The 16332-nt window shown below is 39.6% G+C and carries 22 protein-coding genes; 17 read left to right on the top strand and 5 right to left on the bottom strand.

The genetic code is table 11. The features are described from left to right. Positions 1-68 precede the first annotated feature (68 nt). Complete coding sequence (locus ACQKFO_RS07310) at positions 69-503, top strand: CBS domain-containing protein (RefSeq protein ID WP_427597659.1); 435 nt, start codon at positions 69-71, stop codon at positions 501-503. Between the two features lie 214 nt (positions 504-717). After that, positions 718-1770 (top strand): CAP domain-containing protein, encoded by a 1053-nt coding sequence (locus ACQKFO_RS07305; protein ID WP_427597658.1) that lies wholly within the window; start codon positions 718-720, stop codon positions 1768-1770. Between the two features lie 55 nt (positions 1771-1825). On the opposite strand, the gene ACQKFO_RS07300 is transcribed toward ACQKFO_RS07305, so the two are convergent. Continuing rightward, positions 1826-2314, bottom strand: a complete 489-nt coding sequence (locus ACQKFO_RS07300; protein ID WP_427597656.1) for a PaaI family thioesterase — start codon at positions 2312-2314, stop codon at positions 1826-1828. 165 nt (positions 2315-2479) lie between these two features. Between ACQKFO_RS07300 and ACQKFO_RS07295 the strand changes: the two genes are divergently transcribed. The 4 genes from ACQKFO_RS07295 (at position 2480) to ACQKFO_RS07280 (ending at position 4243) form a co-directional block, all read left to right on the top strand. Continuing rightward, positions 2480-2896 carry a YlbD family protein gene (locus ACQKFO_RS07295; protein WP_427597655.1) on the top strand — a complete coding sequence of 139 codons (417 nt, stop codon included), beginning with the start codon at positions 2480-2482 and terminating at the stop codon, positions 2894-2896. A 14-nt stretch (positions 2897-2910) separates the two neighbouring features. Beyond that, positions 2911-3153 (top strand): YlbE-like family protein, encoded by a 243-nt coding sequence (locus tag ACQKFO_RS07290; protein WP_427597654.1) that lies wholly within the window; start codon positions 2911-2913, stop codon positions 3151-3153. Positions 3154-3242: 89 nt separating this feature from the next. Further along, entirely contained in the window at positions 3243-3638 is a 396-nt protein-coding gene (locus tag ACQKFO_RS07285) for a hypothetical protein (protein WP_427597653.1), read from the top strand. A 158-nt stretch (positions 3639-3796) separates the two neighbouring features. Beyond that, positions 3797-4243 carry a YlbF family regulator gene (locus ACQKFO_RS07280; protein WP_113968331.1) on the top strand — a complete coding sequence of 149 codons (447 nt, stop codon included), beginning with the start codon at positions 3797-3799 and terminating at the stop codon, positions 4241-4243. A 58-nt stretch (positions 4244-4301) separates the two neighbouring features. Here the strand turns inward: ACQKFO_RS07280 and ACQKFO_RS07275 are convergent, their stop codons facing one another. Then, positions 4302-4616 (bottom strand): hypothetical protein, encoded by a 315-nt coding sequence (locus tag ACQKFO_RS07275; RefSeq protein ID WP_427597652.1) that lies wholly within the window; start codon positions 4614-4616, stop codon positions 4302-4304. Between the two features lie 140 nt (positions 4617-4756). On the opposite strand from ACQKFO_RS07275, the gene ACQKFO_RS07270 reads away from it, so the two are divergent. Next, positions 4757-5032 carry a YlbG family protein gene (locus ACQKFO_RS07270; RefSeq protein ID WP_148968636.1) on the top strand — a complete coding sequence of 92 codons (276 nt, stop codon included), beginning with the start codon at positions 4757-4759 and terminating at the stop codon, positions 5030-5032. 89 nt (positions 5033-5121) lie between these two features. Here the strand turns inward: ACQKFO_RS07270 and ACQKFO_RS07265 are convergent, their stop codons facing one another. Beyond that, positions 5122-5511, bottom strand: a complete 390-nt coding sequence (locus ACQKFO_RS07265; protein WP_427597651.1) for a DUF7147 family protein — start codon at positions 5509-5511, stop codon at positions 5122-5124. Positions 5512-5610: 99 nt separating this feature from the next. Between ACQKFO_RS07265 and ACQKFO_RS07260 the strand changes: the two genes are divergently transcribed. The 4 genes from ACQKFO_RS07260 to coaD all read left to right on the top strand — a co-directional run bounded on the left by ACQKFO_RS07260 (position 5611) and on the right by coaD (position 8771). After that, positions 5611-5925: a hypothetical protein gene (locus ACQKFO_RS07260; protein ID WP_427597649.1), complete on the top strand. Its 315-nt coding sequence runs from the start codon at positions 5611-5613 to the stop codon at positions 5923-5925. Between the two features lie 86 nt (positions 5926-6011). Then, positions 6012-7421 (top strand): hypothetical protein, encoded by a 1410-nt coding sequence (locus ACQKFO_RS07255; RefSeq protein WP_427597648.1) that lies wholly within the window; start codon positions 6012-6014, stop codon positions 7419-7421. 264 nt (positions 7422-7685) lie between these two features. Continuing rightward, entirely contained in the window at positions 7686-8258 is a 573-nt protein-coding gene (gene rsmD, locus ACQKFO_RS07250; RefSeq protein ID WP_427597647.1) for a 16S rRNA (guanine(966)-N(2))-methyltransferase RsmD, read from the top strand. 15 nt (positions 8259-8273) lie between these two features. Then, positions 8274-8771 (top strand): pantetheine-phosphate adenylyltransferase, encoded by a 498-nt coding sequence (coaD, locus tag ACQKFO_RS07245; RefSeq protein ID WP_427597645.1) that lies wholly within the window; start codon positions 8274-8276, stop codon positions 8769-8771. A gap of 94 nt (positions 8772-8865) precedes the next feature. On the opposite strand, the gene ylbJ is transcribed toward coaD, so the two are convergent. Further along, a complete protein-coding gene (gene ylbJ, locus ACQKFO_RS07240; protein ID WP_427597644.1) occupies positions 8866-10080 on the bottom strand; it encodes a sporulation integral membrane protein YlbJ in 1215 nt (404 codons plus the stop codon). 177 nt (positions 10081-10257) lie between these two features. Here ylbJ and ACQKFO_RS07235 point away from each other — a divergent pair, with 177 nt between their 5' ends. After that, positions 10258-11037, top strand: coding sequence for a patatin-like phospholipase family protein (locus ACQKFO_RS07235; protein WP_427597643.1), 780 nt, complete (start codon positions 10258-10260; stop codon positions 11035-11037). Positions 11038-11042: 5 nt separating this feature from the next. After that, positions 11043-12086 (top strand): SepM family pheromone-processing serine protease, encoded by a 1044-nt coding sequence (locus ACQKFO_RS07230; RefSeq protein WP_427597642.1) that lies wholly within the window; start codon positions 11043-11045, stop codon positions 12084-12086. A gap of 38 nt (positions 12087-12124) precedes the next feature. On the opposite strand, the gene ACQKFO_RS07225 is transcribed toward ACQKFO_RS07230, so the two are convergent. Beyond that, positions 12125-13336 (bottom strand): nucleotidyltransferase, encoded by a 1212-nt coding sequence (locus tag ACQKFO_RS07225; RefSeq protein ID WP_427597641.1) that lies wholly within the window; start codon positions 13334-13336, stop codon positions 12125-12127. Between the two features lie 239 nt (positions 13337-13575). Between ACQKFO_RS07225 and ACQKFO_RS07220 the strand changes: the two genes are divergently transcribed. The 4 genes from ACQKFO_RS07220 (at position 13576) to ACQKFO_RS07205 (ending at position 16006) form a co-directional block, all read left to right on the top strand. Next, positions 13576-14118, top strand: coding sequence for a YceD family protein (locus tag ACQKFO_RS07220; RefSeq protein WP_148968646.1), 543 nt, complete (start codon positions 13576-13578; stop codon positions 14116-14118). Positions 14119-14182: 64 nt separating this feature from the next. Continuing rightward, positions 14183-14356, top strand: a complete 174-nt coding sequence (gene rpmF, locus ACQKFO_RS07215; RefSeq protein WP_044337494.1) for a 50S ribosomal protein L32 — start codon at positions 14183-14185, stop codon at positions 14354-14356. A 133-nt stretch (positions 14357-14489) separates the two neighbouring features. Further along, positions 14490-15251 (top strand): enoyl-CoA hydratase/isomerase family protein, encoded by a 762-nt coding sequence (locus tag ACQKFO_RS07210; RefSeq protein ID WP_427597640.1) that lies wholly within the window; start codon positions 14490-14492, stop codon positions 15249-15251. Between the two features lie 131 nt (positions 15252-15382). Next, on the top strand, positions 15383-16006 hold the full coding sequence (locus ACQKFO_RS07205) for an RsfA family transcriptional regulator (protein WP_427597639.1): 624 nt from the start codon (positions 15383-15385) through the stop codon (positions 16004-16006). Positions 16007-16332: the final 326 nt, after the last annotated feature.

Below are 16332 nucleotides of genomic sequence, written 5' to 3'. Positions count from 1 at the left end.
ATGTGAATATCCTGCAGGAGAATGAGAAAAATATAGGAAGTAATTCGGAACGTATGAGGAGGATCCAAATGACGAAAATCAGGGACATGATGACGAATGATATTGAAACTTGTTCGTTACTGGACAATGTGTATGAGGTTGCCTTAAAAATGAAAGAACACAATGTAGGATCTATCCCCATCGTGGATGGTGATAAAATTGTAGGAATGATGACAGACAGGGATATCGTCCTCCGCTGTATTGCTGAAAAGCATCCTGCTTCTTCAAAAGTAGAAGATATCATGAGTAAACACTTAATAACGGTAGGACCTGACACCGAAGCAAAAGAAGCGGCCAATATCATGGCTGAGCATCAGATACGAAGGCTTCCGGTGGTCGATGGAGATCGATTGATCGGTATGATATCTTTAGGTGATTTTGCTATAAGGGAGTCTCTGGGCAGACAGGCCTATGTTGCATTGGAAAATATATCAGAATCAAACTTCAGAAATAAACCGTTTTAATCCAAGGGGGATGATCCATAAAGGATCATCTCTATTTAATTTGGTTATAGAAACCTTTCCCCACAAGATTCATTTGTTTTAGAAGGGATGAAAATATGCTATCCTTTATACTAGACTGAAGTTTTAGAATCATAAACAATGGTATAATAATTCTAGTATATGTGGCATATCCTGATAGAGAAAGTAGAGAGGAGGGAAATTTCTGAGAACCGTTTTGCGTATTTTGATCATTCTTGTCATTATTTTATTTATTGGTATTTATCAAGGTCAAAAACAAGAAAATGAGCCTCTTAAAGGACCAGAAACCCAAACTCTTAAAGAAGACAACGAAAACCGATTAAATCAATCAATTGAAGCTCCAGGTGAACGACCAGCATCAGGTTTATCAACTTGGATTGGCAAAGATACGAAAAAGGTAACCGAGGCTTTTGGAGAACCGGAGCGGGTTGAACCAAGTTCTTACGGGTATGAATGGTGGATCTACCCGATATCGAATAAACAGTACATACAAATGGGCGTTAACAATCATAAAGTCGTGACGTTGTTTGCCATTGGGAATCAGGTGGATGTGGCTCCTTATAAATTGGGACAACGTTTAGAAGACATTTACCGTTTTACCATTGTGGACTCTGAAATCGTTGTAAATGACGAATCAGGTGCTTATCAGTTTGAATTAAATGAAGAAGACCTGAATACCCGGCTTCTCGTAGCCCTTGGAGATATTTATGCCCAGCTTTATCTGGACAAATTCACCGGAAGACTTACGAGTATCCGCTTTCTTGATAGTCAAACTTTGATCGAAATGCATCCATATGAAATGATGTATAGAGGGGAATTGGCTGAGGAACAAGAGCCAAGCGAGGACGAATGGGATAAAGTGAATAGTGCAAGCGAACAGCAGATCTTTGATATCACAAATGTGATCAGACATCAATTCGAAGCAGATATACTAAAATGGGATGAAGAAACGGCAATCGTGGCAAGAGGACATAGTAAAGAAATGCACGAAGAAGGTTATTTCTCACATGATTCACCAACCTTCGGCAATCTATCCGAGCGTCTGGAAAGCGAAAATGTTATGTTCAAAACTGCCGGGGAAAACATCGCTTCCCAGTACACGGACGCTCCAGAAGCCGTTCATGGCTGGCTGAATTCAGAAGGCCATCGAAAGATCCTACTGGAACAACAATTCACCCATCTTGGCGTAGGGGTATATAAAAGGTACTACACACAAAACTTTATAGAGAAATTTGATGACAAGGAATAAAAAGGTTGATTCCCTGAGATGTATGGGGAATCAACCTTTACTTATTGAAAAAAGTCTACCGTTTCTTTTTGAAAATAAAAAACGAGCCGGTAGAATGAGCAACGATCTTACCGTCTGAACTGATAACTTTCCCGTCCACTACAATTGTCTTGCTTCCCTGATGAACAACAGTAGCATGAGCAGTTAAACGATCTCCTATACCTGGTGCCAAGTAGTGAACATTTAAATTTGTCGTTACAGCTCCATATCCTTCAGGAAGCATCATATTGGCTAATGTCCCCATAGCGGAGTCCACTAAAGTAGCGGTAACTCCTCCGTGAACGATTTGCAGTGAATTATGAGTAACTGGCGTAATCGGAATACTTATTTCGAATTTCCCATCTTTCACTTCGCGGTCCATGGCAAATATTCCGCCTATGATTGATCCATTTTCATTGTTTTTCTTACGTTTAACTCCTTCGAGAAGCTGCTTCAAGATTAGAAGATCTTCATCCGATGCTCCTGAAAGACATTCATCTAACAACTGTTGTACCTGTTCTTTCATTTTCATACATCCTTTTCTTTATTCACAGCCAAAACATTCATTGGAAACTGTAAAATCAACGTTAATATACATGTAAATATTACTACAAAAAGGAATGTATCACCATTCTTTTGAATCTTTCATAAAGTGTAGTAGGTAGATGCCTGTAATGGAGGTGTTCATATAATGGGTAAATCACTACACCCTAAGGTAAAAGAGTTTAAAGGATTTGTGAGAAAGCATCCGAAAATTGTGAAAGATGTGCGGAATGGTGACGCCAATTGGCAGGATCTCTTTGAAGACTGGTACTTGCTGGGGGAAGATGATACAAGGTGGGATAAGTATAAAGACGAAGCTCCAAAAGAATCAAGCCCAACCAACCAAGGAAGTAAAAGCGGATGGATGGATCAAGTTGGAGATATGGTGAAAAAAATGGACGCTAATCAATTGCAACAACATATTAACAGCTTAAGTGAAGCCTTGGGAGCAGTACAAGGAGTACTAAGTCAATTTCAGTCAAATAACAATAGAGGATCAGGGACAGCAACCAAGACTGAAACACCATCTAAACCCTCCCATCCCTTTTCATTCCGGAAAGATTAGGAGGGTGACTGAAGATGCGAGCAGACATCATTGATTATATTTATGCCAAAGAAGATCTGAAATTATTTTTAAGAGATCAGCCACAGTGGTACCGTACACTTTCTCGAAATCCAAATGAATTAGAGAAATTCGAAATTGCGTCGATTAACCATTTTCAAAAAACGATTCCTCACCGAGTACAAAAATTCTCAAACGGGGTCCAAATGGCCTCCATGATGATCAGTATGTTCCAATCAATGAATAGTGCCGATAGTTAAGGCACTATTTTTTGTGTGAAAGTCCATAAAAATTTTGAGTAAAAAGCTAAACGGTTGGGCAAGGCTATAAGTAAGGAGTGATGTACACGATGAAGAAAATCATTTTTCTATCCATTGCGTTACTTATGGTTTTAAGCGGCTGTAAAGAAAAAATGCCTGAACCTGAAAGCTTTACGTTTACTAATAAAGTTGAAGCTGCGAATTCTGAGGGAAAACCACTTTCCATCAAACATATGGTACAAGGAAGCCAAGTGTATATTGAATGTATCGTTCCGAATGTAACATTCACATCAGAAAAAAGTGGAGCGAAAAAAGGAAAGATCGTCGTTCGTTCAAATACCGGTAATTTGTATAAGGAGTATCATACAGCCGCCTTTGTTGTAAAAGGATTACCAAAAGGTGTGCATCTTCTCAATGTTGAAATAGTAGGGACGAATAACAAACCGTTAGGGATGAAAAAGCAGTTTTATGTGACGATTCAATAATCATTGATTTTCAAAGTCCGTCGTGAAAATATTCTTTCACGGCGGTTTTTTAATAGGGGTTGATCCATCATTGGATAAAGTGGGTAATAAAAAAACGATTTTGCATATTCGCTTCCTTACGTTAAACGTGTTAAAATAACGTTACGGAGGTGAGCGTTATGCTTGCTACTATAGAAAGAATGGAAATATTGGATTCAGCTGACGAATTATCTCAGTGGATTTTAGAATCTGATGTGGCAGAAAATTATCGTAAGTCTTTATATAAACTTCGCAACAATTCTGAAACTCAACGAAAGGTACAAACCTTTTCGCGAATGAAAGAAAGTTACGAAGAAGTTCAACGCTTCGGTCGTTACCACCCGGACTACAAAACCATCATGAAAGAAATCCGTGAAGTGAAAAGAGAAATGGATCTTGATGAGAATGTAGCGGAGTTCAGAAGAGTGGAAAACGAACTGCAAGATCTGCTTGATCAAGTGAGCCTGCTAATTGGACATTCCGTGTCTAAAAATGTAAAGGTTCCTTCAGGGAATCCTTTTTTCTCAAGCGGCGGATCATGCGGCGGAGGCTGCGGATCTGGCGGAAGTTGCGGTTGTTCAGCCTAATGAAATGAAAAGAAGAGCGGACGATGTGTCTGCTCTTCTTTTCATTTGGAGATTCACCCTACTGCCTTAACCGAACACAATCCACGCACAGGTTCCCACAGCAGAACATTTTTTCCTGGGGGACATAGAACCGATGCCGGTATACATACAATGATTTTTCTTCCCTGAAAAAAATCGTATCTGAATGCAGTCTCTTGCCCCGCATCGCCCTAGCCGACCATTTTTTAATGGAGTACTCGATGTCAGTTTTCTCTTTATTGGATGTTATATAGATAAAAGGGATGCCTGCACTCCATTTTACATGCGCATCTACAATCCCGTCCTCTTTTCTAAGCTGATCGATAAAAAAGTCCCAAATCATATTCAAATCCAAAGGTGACCCTCCATTCTCTACTTCATTATCAAGTATTCACTGTACGCTCTGTTTAATGAAAGTTCACACCATTACGTATTGCTTACCGCCACATTATTATGCTAGACTTATAAAAAAGTGATTCCTAGAGGGGAAACTATATGTTAACAGAGAGACAAGGTTTAGTTGTTTGGTTACATAGTTTGAAGCATGCCAAGTCCCTGAGGCGATTTGGGAATGTTCACTATGTTTCGAAGAAAATGAAATATGTTGTACTTTATTGTAATCAGGATGAAATTGATACGGTAATGGAAAGAATAGCTACCTATTCCTACGTGAAAAAGGTAGATCCTTCTCATAAGCCATTTATAAAGTCTGTTTTTGAAAATTCCCGTCCGGATAAGGCAAAGGAATATGATTACAAAATGGGATTTTAATGTTTGCTGCCAAAGAGAGTTATTTTGGCAGCTTTTTTCTTAGGGGTGATTCATTTCCCCGTTACAAAAAGCTGCACGATTTACATCCTTTATTGTAAAGGCAGTATATAGTGATTTAATCGCAGTATTGCGATCAGATGCTGATAGTACAACGCTTTCTCCGGATAGAGAGTGGAGGGTTTCACATCCATTTGGATGATGACCCTGTCTAATTCTTTAGCCGTTTCTTCAAAAAGGGAGTAGCGCTGGTTTGGTGTGATATTCGGATTTGGGACGCCTTCCCGGCAAACATAAATGGCTTGGAATTTGCCCTGTTCTGTAGGCTTTATCACAAGAGCCAGGGATGATACGGCCCGGTTATTAACAATAGTATGAAATGCCATCATATGCTGTAATCGCTCTTTATTGGCTTTTGCAAGCTCCATTAGTTCATAAATATCTGAATATCCTTCTCCTAATTCAATAAAACGTTGAATCATTCATTCAATCTCCTTTTCTTACCGAGTTTATCAATTCCTTATTATTTCAAACATATAGTGATAAGTAAAGATTCAAAATAACTTATAGGGGTGATCGTGATGGTATGGTTATTTCTATTAATCGTCGTTGGATTATCATGTTTGTATGTTATTGGCGGGAGTCATGATACGAAAGAAATTGAAATATTGAATACTGATTCTTTTATCGTGACAGCAATATTGTCTACAATGGCGGCTCACGGAATTCTATCCCTGGTTGAGGAGGATGAATTGCAAAATTCTACTCTTCAACAGCTACAAGAAACCCTTCTAAGTAATGGCTTGCTGGATAAAAGTGAATGGGATCAAATGCTTGAAGATCACCTAAACCCAGCTTCTTTTCCTGAAGACAGTAAAGATCTGGATTTTGGTTAAATGATTGGAATTATTCTAAAATATTCCACCATTGACTGTGTGAATCTGCTATTCTTTAAGTAACAGACGGAGTTAAGGAGTAAAGTATGAAACGCATCCTATTTACATTTGGTTTCCTTATGATTTTGATTAGTTCCAGCATTCTTTTCTTTCAATGGATGGGATTCACAACAGAAAGTGCAGAAGAATCTGGGGTTGTAAAGGTAAATCAATCTTATTCCATCACGCATGAAGAAAATACGTTTTTTGTGACACAAACCATTCATTTCTTATCAACAATCCCTAAACAAATAACTATTCAATGGCCAACTGACGCTAGGGACTTTTCATGTGTCAATGACAGAGGGGATAAGTGTTTAACAAAAGAAAATGGAGAATTTCAATTAAGTAATCTCTATAAAGACCTTAAGGAGATCACGATTACCTATTCATTCGAGCAGCCTACTAAAACAGAAAGTATGTTAGTGAAAGACTGGCACCCTGCACTATCTTCTATCGAAACGTTAAATACAGATATTCACATAACAGAAAAGAGTTTGAGGACTGGAAAATGGGTAGCAGGATATAAATCTGCCAGCCACAAAAAAAAGAATTATATTGATTATTATTCTTTCATTGGCCGGGGGGAGCCTTCCGCGTTATATTGGACTGGAGATCTGTTGAAGGAGAAAACTTCATCTACAGTCAGAATGTTGTACGACAGGACTGATATAAAAGAGGATAGGGGAGTCCAACCAGGTTCCTTTGAAGGATTTGTTACCGTCATCATCACGGACAAAATAGAGCCCTATGTATCTCCATATTTGATTGTAAGGAACACAACTGAAAAGGAGTTACTCAATGAACTGAAAGGGAGCTTACTGTATCAACAGTATTTTTCCACTGATGAAGAGGCTTGGCTAAAAGAATTCATCGTTAGCATCCTTTTAAAAAAACAACCGCACACATCTAAATCTGCATGGGCTTATAAAGAAGTAATGGAAGGGCTGACCTCTTCCCAATTGGATACATTTAAACGGAGAATGGAAGAGGACAAGACCAAGTCGGTCGATGCAACAAAATTAGATGTGATTTTAGGAAAGATTACAGGCTTTGATTCAACATTTTTTACTGAAAGTGTAAAAGGAAAAAAGAATATCCCTATGATTCTTAATAGCGATGATCCTGTACTCATCAACAAAAAAACACATAACCTTTCTTATATTTATTATAGACAAAAAGAACTAATTGAATTTCCACAAGCAGTAAAGGCTTTGGGACTGGACATTAAAGAGATAAAGCCAAACGTATTCTTTACATCGTTAAATGGAAATACATTCAGGTTTTATGTGAATGAAGATTATTTTATTTATAATGAAGAAAATTACGGCTTATTAACGAATCCCATCCAAACGGTTGGGGGTTCCATTTATATGGACGTTCACTGGTTCGAGAAATTGTTCAAGGTAGATGTGATGAATAAGGAAGTTTCCACTAGAGATGATGAAAGAACGTAAAAAGCCCTGCAGAACTTTCTGCAGGGTCCTTCTATATCCATTTCTGGAAAGAAGGCAAAGGGAGAGGAGAAACCGGAGGAAGAACTTATGGGGAATCGTAAGTCTTCTCCGCGGTTGGCAACAACATCAGTTAGGATGCTGTTACTTCCATTATCACCTATCAAAATGATTTTATACATGTTTTGGAACAATTTCAGTATGTAGCGATATCTGTCGAGATATGATAGGATAGTGAAGAAAAAAATACATATATGGTGGATGATTATGAGAGTTATATCAGGTACGTTAAAGGGTAGACCGTTGAAGGCTGTTCCAGGCAGTGGGACACGGCCGACAACAGATAAGGTGAAAGAGTCTATATTTAATATGTTAGGCCCCTATTTTGAAGGGGGTAAAGGATTGGATTTATTTGCAGGAAGCGGCGGACTTGGAATAGAAGCCCTGAGTCGTGGACTCCATTCAGTGATTTTCGTGGACCGTGATGCAAAAGCATTCCAAACCATTAAGGCAAACCTCCAGGATTGTGACCTGGCGGAGAAAAGTGAAGTGTACAGGAACGAAGCAACGAGGGCGTTAAAGGCAATTTTAAAAAGAGAGATAACCTTTGATTATATCTTCCTGGATCCTCCTTATAAACAGCAGAAGCTTCAACAACTCCTGGAATTCATCGACGAGCACAACCTTCTAAATGAAAGCGGTTACGTCATGTGTGAACATGGTTCGGATATTACATTGGGAGAAAGAGCCGGGGGCTTGGAGAAAGTAAGGGAAGAAACGTATGGAATCATAAGGATTTCCATCTTTTTAAAGGTGACTGAAGGAAGAAACGATAAATAGCCAGGGGGTATTATAATGACGAGCATTGCAGTTTGTCCGGGTAGTTTTGATCCCATTACATATGGACATTTAGATATTATTACACGTGGTGCGAAAGTTTTTGATCAAATTTATGTAGTGGTCTTAAATAACTCTTCTAAAAAACCACTATTCTCTGTAGAGGAAAGAATTGAATTGATTCGTGAAGTTACCGGGGACATTCCTAATGTGGTTGTCGATTCTTTTCAAGGACTCTTAGTTGATTACGCAAAAAAAGTGAATGCGAAAGCAATCATTAGAGGGTTGCGTGCGGTATCAGACTTTGAATATGAAATGCAGATTACATCAATGAACAGGGTTTTAGAAGATGATATCGAGACGTTCTTCATTATGACGAATAATCAATATTCTTTCTTGAGCTCGAGTATAGTGAAAGAAGTGGCTAAGTATGGAGGCAATATATCTGAATTAGTGCCGAAACGGGTGGAAGAATCGTTAAAGGAAAAATATAGTGAATTAAATAAGCCCCAATAATGAATAAAGGGTTGATCCAAGTGTGCAGACTTTATATTTCTCATTTTGTGAGAAGTATATTGTCGTAGGCAATGGGATCAACCCATTCTTTATTTTATGCTTGTCTTCTTACATATAATACGATATAGAGAATCAAACTGAATATCGTGATCACTGGACCTGCTGTCTTAAACCAATACAGCATTTCCGTCCAGAATGCATTATTTTTCATGGCGAATACAGGTATGGCATTGGAGAGCTGCTCATCGGAAAATCTCTCGTATATCGGCTTCCAAATGATGATGGTCGTGACGGAAGCGGCTATTCCGTGAATAAATCGGGCATAGAAGAAGGGCTTGAACCGAATGTCGGTTTCTGCCAATATGCTCGCAACTTGTGCTTGGACACTGAACCCGCTGAATCCCAATATAAAACTTGTAATAATGGCTTGCTGAAGCAGAGTAGCTTCATTTACTCCACTTGTCAGCTTCCCGCCTAACGTGATTTCAAACAAGCCTGAAATAAATGGAATGCTTAATTGCTCTGGTAATTGGAGCAGAATAAATAGAGTTGACAACCCTTCAGCAACAAAGGTCGTAATATGCAGATGATAAAGCATTTTATTAATGACCGAAAATAGGATAATGAAACCACCGATCATCAGTAAGGTTTGAATGGAAGAGGTGACAGCATCTCCTAAGAGTTTTCCTATAGGGCGCTTATCTTGCAGTCTTGTGCGATGAAGAGCAGAAAAGGCTTCACGGATGATAAAGCCTTTTTTTCCGGATGACCGATTTCTCAATTCTTCCTTATCTTTTCCACCATAGAATCTCATGACGACACCTACACAGATGTTTCCAATATAATGAGCGGCAGCTAAAACAATTCCGAGAGTAGCATTCTGAAAGAACCCAACCGACACAGCCCCAAATATGAATAAAGGATTGGAAGAGTTCGTGAAGGAAACAAGACGTTCCGCTTCCAATTTCGTGATTTGTTCTTCCTGCCTCAGACGGGCCGTCAGTTTGGCTCCAGATGGAAATCCTGAGGCCATTCCCATTGCCCACACAAACCCTCCGACCCCGGGGACCCGGAATAATGGCCGCATCAAAGGTTCCAGCATGACCCCTATAAATCTGACTACACCAAAACCAATCAACATTTCAGACACGATGAAAAATGGCAATAACGAGGGAAATACAATCTCCCACCACATATCTAATCCCCGTATGGAGGCCTCAAGAGATTCTCCCGGCATTATGATGAGAGATGCCGCAAATATAGTCACGCTCATCGATAAAGCCAGGGTTTTGATTTTCGATTTGAACAACCGGACTTCCCCCTCTTATGAAATAAGTTCCTTCTATATCAATTCCTTGTGAATTGGGAAAAGAATGATAAAATGGGATTAATTCAACTTGTCCTCATATTATTCAATATACTCATACATAATTGAAATAGACCATATGATGAAATGTACCGATAACTCGGGAAAAGGGGGAAGGTCATGGACAGACCCAAGATTGGATTAGCCCTCGGCTCGGGTGGGGCAAGAGGATTTGCGCACTTAGGGGTGTTAAAGGCATTTGATGATGCAAAGATACCTATAGATATGATTGCAGGTAGCAGTATGGGTGCTCTTGTGGGCTGCTTTTATGGGGTAGGGCATAAGATGGAAGACCTTTACAAGCTTTCCACCACCTTCAGAAGAAAATATTATTTAGATTTTACCGTTCCGAAAATGGGCTTTATTTCAGGTAAAAGGATAAAAGAATTCATTCAGCTTTTTACACATAATAAAAATATTGAAGATTTAAACATTCCCATGAGTGTCGTTGCCACAGATATTACAAATGGTGAAAAAGTGGTGTTTACGACCGGCCCTATCTCAAGTGCGGTCCGGGCAAGTATTGCGATCCCGGGTATATTTGTACCTGAAAGAATAAACGGCCGCTTACTCGTGGACGGAGGAGTCATTGACCGGGTTCCGGTTTCGGTTGTTAAAGAGATGGGTGCTGACATCGTAATTGGAGTCGATGTATCTCATGTAAAAAGGAATGCTGAAATCACAACGATTTATGATGTGATTATGCAAAGTATCGATATCCTTCAATTAGAAATCGTTGCACACCGTGAATTTGCTTCTGACTTTATGATCAGACCCCATGTACAAATGTATAGCACCAGAGCCTTTAAGAATATTGATGAAATTATCGATATGGGGGAGGAAGAGGCGAAGAAGGTTATTCCTTCTATACAGAAAGCTTTAGATAATTGGAAGGAGTAAAGAGCATGAAAACGAAAACATTAATCAGAACCTTAGTCATCATGACCATTATCATGGTTGCTACATCCTTTTATTATCTTCCCTTTTATGTAACGAAGCCGGGAGGAGCCCATGAACTGGATCCGATCGTAGAAGTGAAGAATGGCTATGAGGACGAAGGTGAATTAATGCTTACAACCGTCAGGATGGGAAGAGCAAATATCTATGCGTATCTTATAGCAAGCTTAAAAAAATACGAATATATCTTTCCTGTTGAGGAAATCAGAAGCCCTCATGAAAGTGACGAGGAGTATAATCTTCGTCAACTGCACCTTATGGCTGACTCTCAAAACCATGCAATTGAAGTGGCCTTTAAAAAAGCGGGTAAACCTTATGAATACACATACAAAGGTATATATGTATTAAATATTTACCCATCTATGCCGGCAGAAGAAGTCTTAATGCCTGGTGATCGTATTACAGCCGTTGATGGGAATACATTTCAATCCTCAGAGGAATTCATTGAATATGTGAGCAAGAAAAAAAGTGGGGATAGTGTGACGATTACCTACGTTCGGGATAAGGAAGAAATGGTGGAAACGATTTCTTTGGAGGCTTTCCCTGATATGCCCGATAAAGTTGGTCTTGGAATTACGCTAAGTGACGATAAAGAAATCAAAACCGACCCGCCGGTGGAACTGGATACTGAAGAGATTGGGGGCCCTTCCGCAGGATTGATGTTTAGCTTGGAGATCTATAATCAACTAACGAAGGATGATATTACTAAGGGTCATTCTATTGCGGGGACCGGGACGATTTCCGAAAACGGGGAAGTTGGACGCATTGGCGGTATAGAGCAGAAGGTCATTGCTGCTGACAAAGCAGGTGCAGAATATTTCCTTGCTCCACATGAAAACGTTACAAAAGAAATGAAGGAAAAGTATCCTGAACTTGAATCGAACTATACTGCTGCCAAAAGAACCGCTGAAGACATTGGTACGGATATGGAAGTAATACCTGTGAAAACCTTTGATGAAGCATTAGCATTTTTACAAACAATAGCAAAATAGTCAAAGAGGCTGTCTTAGGTCAGCCTCTTTGACTATTTTTATATCATCACAGGCGGCTGGGACCATTCCTGATGAAGCAATTTTTTTCGGGCTTCCGCATTTTTTAATCCCAATGAAAATATTTCAGCGGCTCTGACATCTAATTCTATCTCGCTTTGATTAGCACTTGAAAGTTTACTGATTAAAGGCAAGGGCATTTCTTTTTTCTTAGAATGGATAAATTCCCTACCCGTCTTATTCATTCCAAGCAGGCGGATATAGCTGGGAGAGATGTGTCTGGAACGCATTTCTTCCTTGCGGGTATTCGTTAAAGTGTGAAGGAGCATTCGTTGAAGGCGTGTCCATGTATAGCGCTTTGTTTTCAGCTTCGTCATGAATTCTTCAAATGAAGTCGAGGTTTTAACACACTCCATCATCCGATTTTCTATCCCTTCTTCTATTTCATATATCTCTTTCAGTTCCTCTTTGGACGACGAAAGAAGCTTATACTGCAGAATCGTCCAATAATTTTCCCAACGATGGAATCCCCCATACTCTAGTTGATACTGCGTTAACTGATCAACGGATGTCGACGGGAGATAAGAATCAATCTTATGATCACCTTCGCTCGTGAATATACTTTTCCTTATGCTTGTAGCACTTGCGATTGAAGGAGAAGAGAAGTGTTGATCATGGTACCCGGCAGCTTCCCTTGTAATGGTGTACGCTTTTAGTGACGAGTGAATCTGGTTTCTCGCTTCCATATAATGAAACCCCAGTATATTATTCGGCTTACTTAAATCGATAACGGAGTCTCCGTTCCCTAATGTTTGAAAGGCTTTAGCAAGAGCAGAAGGATAGCTCTTGCCATCCCGGATAAACTCACTTATATATGTATTGTATCGCTCCCGATTTGCTTCAATGAATTCGACTGTCTTCACGAAAGTATCAATATCGCCATCCTCACTGCCGAAACAAAAACTCTCACAGCCTATGGAATCAAGGAGTGAAATGGACCCCCTCGAAAAAATTTCAGCATGTTGAGTGGCAAAACAATAGGGAAGTTCAATCACGACGTCAACCCCAGCTTCTAAAGCCATTCTGGTTCGGGCCCATTTAGAGACCAGCGCAGGCTCTCCACGCTGCAGGAAATATCCACTCATAACCGCAACCACTACATCAGCACCAGATACTATTCTCGTTTCCCTTAAATGATGTAAATGACCATTATGAAAGGGATTGTACTCTACTACTACTCCTGTTGCTTTCACGAAATCCTCCACATCCTTTCTAACTCAGAATTATCTCCTATGTATCTCATTATATAAGGAAATGATTAAGATTCTCTCCTTTTATAACATAATCATAACTAATATTATAAAATATTTGAAAGTCCTTATATTTAAACGTTATAATTACAACACTATGGTTGTAAAGAGTGTAAAGAAAAAATATTGACAAACGGTATTATGAAAGCTATAATTACCTTTGTTGCCTTGAGGTGATTACATTGAAATGGTCAATAATACAATTACAAAAATTTAGAGACAAGGGACTTTCCATTGACGAAACGATTAATTTGGATGAATTGAAAGAAATCGATCCCCAAATTATAGAAGTCTCCCCTATTCGAGTGTCCGGAAAGGCAGATATCGGTTCAAACCGCGTCACTTTCCATCTCCATATAGAAGGGAAGTTAGTATTACCTTGCTCAAGAACCCTTGTGGATGTTGATTTACCAGTTGACATTCAAACGATTGAAACGTATCTTCTAAATGAAGCTGATTATGATCAGTATGAGGAAGAGGAAGTACATCGTATTCAAGGTGATGTTATTGATTTAAAACCTGCTATTAGAGAATTACTATTACTTGAGATTCCGATGCAAGTAATCAGTGATGAAGCGAGAGAACAAGATGAGATGCCTTCCGGTAAGAACTGGGAAGTACTAACGGAAGAACAAGCTTATCAAGTCGAGCAAGAGGAAGAGAAGAAAGTTGATCCTCGTCTCGCTGACTTAGCAAAACTTCTTGATCAAAACAAGAAATCTTAAAAGCGAAGTACCAGTTCGACTGGCTTCATAATGAGTATTAATCTCTTTTAAGGAGGTGGGAAGAATGGCAGTACCTTTTAGAAGAACATCTAAAACAGCAAAAAGACAACGTCGTACACACTTCAAACTACGTGTACCTGGTATGGTAGCATGCCCAAACTGTGGTGAAATGAAACTAGCACACCGTGTTTGTAAAGAGTGCGGAACGTATAAAGGTAAAGAAGTTGTAAACAAATAATATTGTTTACACCCGAAAAAAGCGTGAAAGAGGCCATGGCTCTTCACGTTTTTTTTATTGTCATTTTTAAGAAATATCTGTTAATCCCATACAGAAAACCATACACTATAAGTAAGACAGGAGGGTTCTGAAAGTGGGAGAATACATCATACATATGAACAAAGAAGGAATACTGCAGTTTATCATCAACCGCCCTGAGAAACGGAATGCAGTCAATTATGAAATTATGGAGGGGCTAGAAAAAGCTTTAAACGAGTGTATGTATAATGATCACGTGAAAGCGCTCCTGATAACGGGAAGTGGCGATCATGCTTTTTGTTCCGGCGGGGATTTAACTCAATTTCATAACCTTAAGACAGAGAGTGAAAGTTATGAAATGCTAAGTAAAATGGGGGGCCTCATTACGAGGCTTGCCTTTCTGCCAAAGCCCACAATCGCCTTTATAAATGGAACGGCAATTGGCGGAGGATGTGAAATTGCAACCGCATGTGACTTTAGAATTGCTAAAAGAACTGCGAAAATGGGATTCGTCCAAGGGAATCTTGCCATCACCACTGGCTGGGGAGGGGGAACCTTACTTTTTGAGAGGGTTTCAGTGTCGAATGCGCTTTCACTCCTGATGACAGCGAGGGTAGAAGAAGCAGAATTCCTACATGATATAGGGTTCGTAGATGAGTTGGTTGATGACATTGTGCCGATCCGTGAAATTCCCCTCATTAAAATGATCTCATTGAAATCAGAGGGGGTATTGAAGGCATATAAGCAGCAACTCCTTGAGAGATGGAATAAAAAGAGAGTAGAAGAGAATATCCTGAAGGAAATAAGACAATGTGCCAAGCTCTGGGCAAGTGATGAGCATCACGAAGCAGTGGACAAATTTTTGAAAAATAGGTGAACCATAATAAAAAGGAGCAGGTGATAACTTCCTGTTTCTTTTTGTGTGGTTAAAAAAATAGTGGTGCAGATTCTATCTTCTCTAGTAAGAGCATATGTATGGATAAACTGGATCTTACAGGGGGGATGGAAATGTCTTCGAATAGACAGGATGCATGGAGTCAAGATGAAGATGTGTTGTTAGCGGAAGTGGTATTGCGTCATATACGAGAGGGCGGTACCCAGCTTCAAGCATTTGAAGAGGTAGGAAGAAAACTATCAAGAACATCAGCAGCTTGTGGCTTTCGCTGGAATTCATTTGTTCGCAAACAATATAAATCTGGAATCGAACTGGCTAAAAAACAGAGAAAGCAATCTAAGAAATTTTCTCCAATCGTAAAGGCAAACGAGGAAAAGCAGGAAGTGCAGAAACCACAAGTTGAGAGTACCCCGGAGCTTGAAGCCCCGGAAGTATTTTCAATGGGAAGCATGATAAATTACCTTCAAAAAGCAGAGGAAGCCGTTCGAAATGGGGAAAAAGTAAGGAATGAAAATACTCAGCTGCATGGACAAATCTCTCTATTGAAAGAGAAGCTTCAAGAGGTTGAAGAGGAGTTGAAAGAATACGAAGCAAAATTCAATCTCCTCGAAGAAGATCACAAGTCATTATTGGCTATTTTTGAAAAAGCAAGGAAAATGGCTCTATTACAAGGAAATGAAGACAAAGTGAAGTTTCAAATGGATAAAAACGGAAACCTTCAACGGTTGAATAAATGAAATGGAAAACAGGCTGACTAAAGAATATCTTTAGCCAGCCTATTTTAGTTTTAGTTATTTGTGATTAAGGTGTTTAAATGCTTGTCGCCTCTGATCGAGCCGTCTCCGCTTTAGTTTCATCCAGCTCCGGCGGCTAGAGGCTCGAGGTCATAGGGTGAACCTGCCAAAAAGGCAAAGAACGCCTTTCCGGCAGTTTCGCCTTATGCTTGTCGCCTCTGATCGAGCCGCCTCCGCTTTAGTTTCATCCAGCTCCGGCGGCTAGAGGCTCGAGGTCATAGGGTGAACCTGCCAAAAAGGCAAAGAACGCCTTTCCGGCAGTTTCGCCT

The organism is Rossellomorea sp. NPDC071047, assembly GCF_050270195.1.
GTDB lineage: Bacteria > Bacillota > Bacilli > Bacillales > Bacillaceae_B > Rossellomorea.
This window is presented reverse-complemented; position numbering and strand designations above follow the sequence as displayed.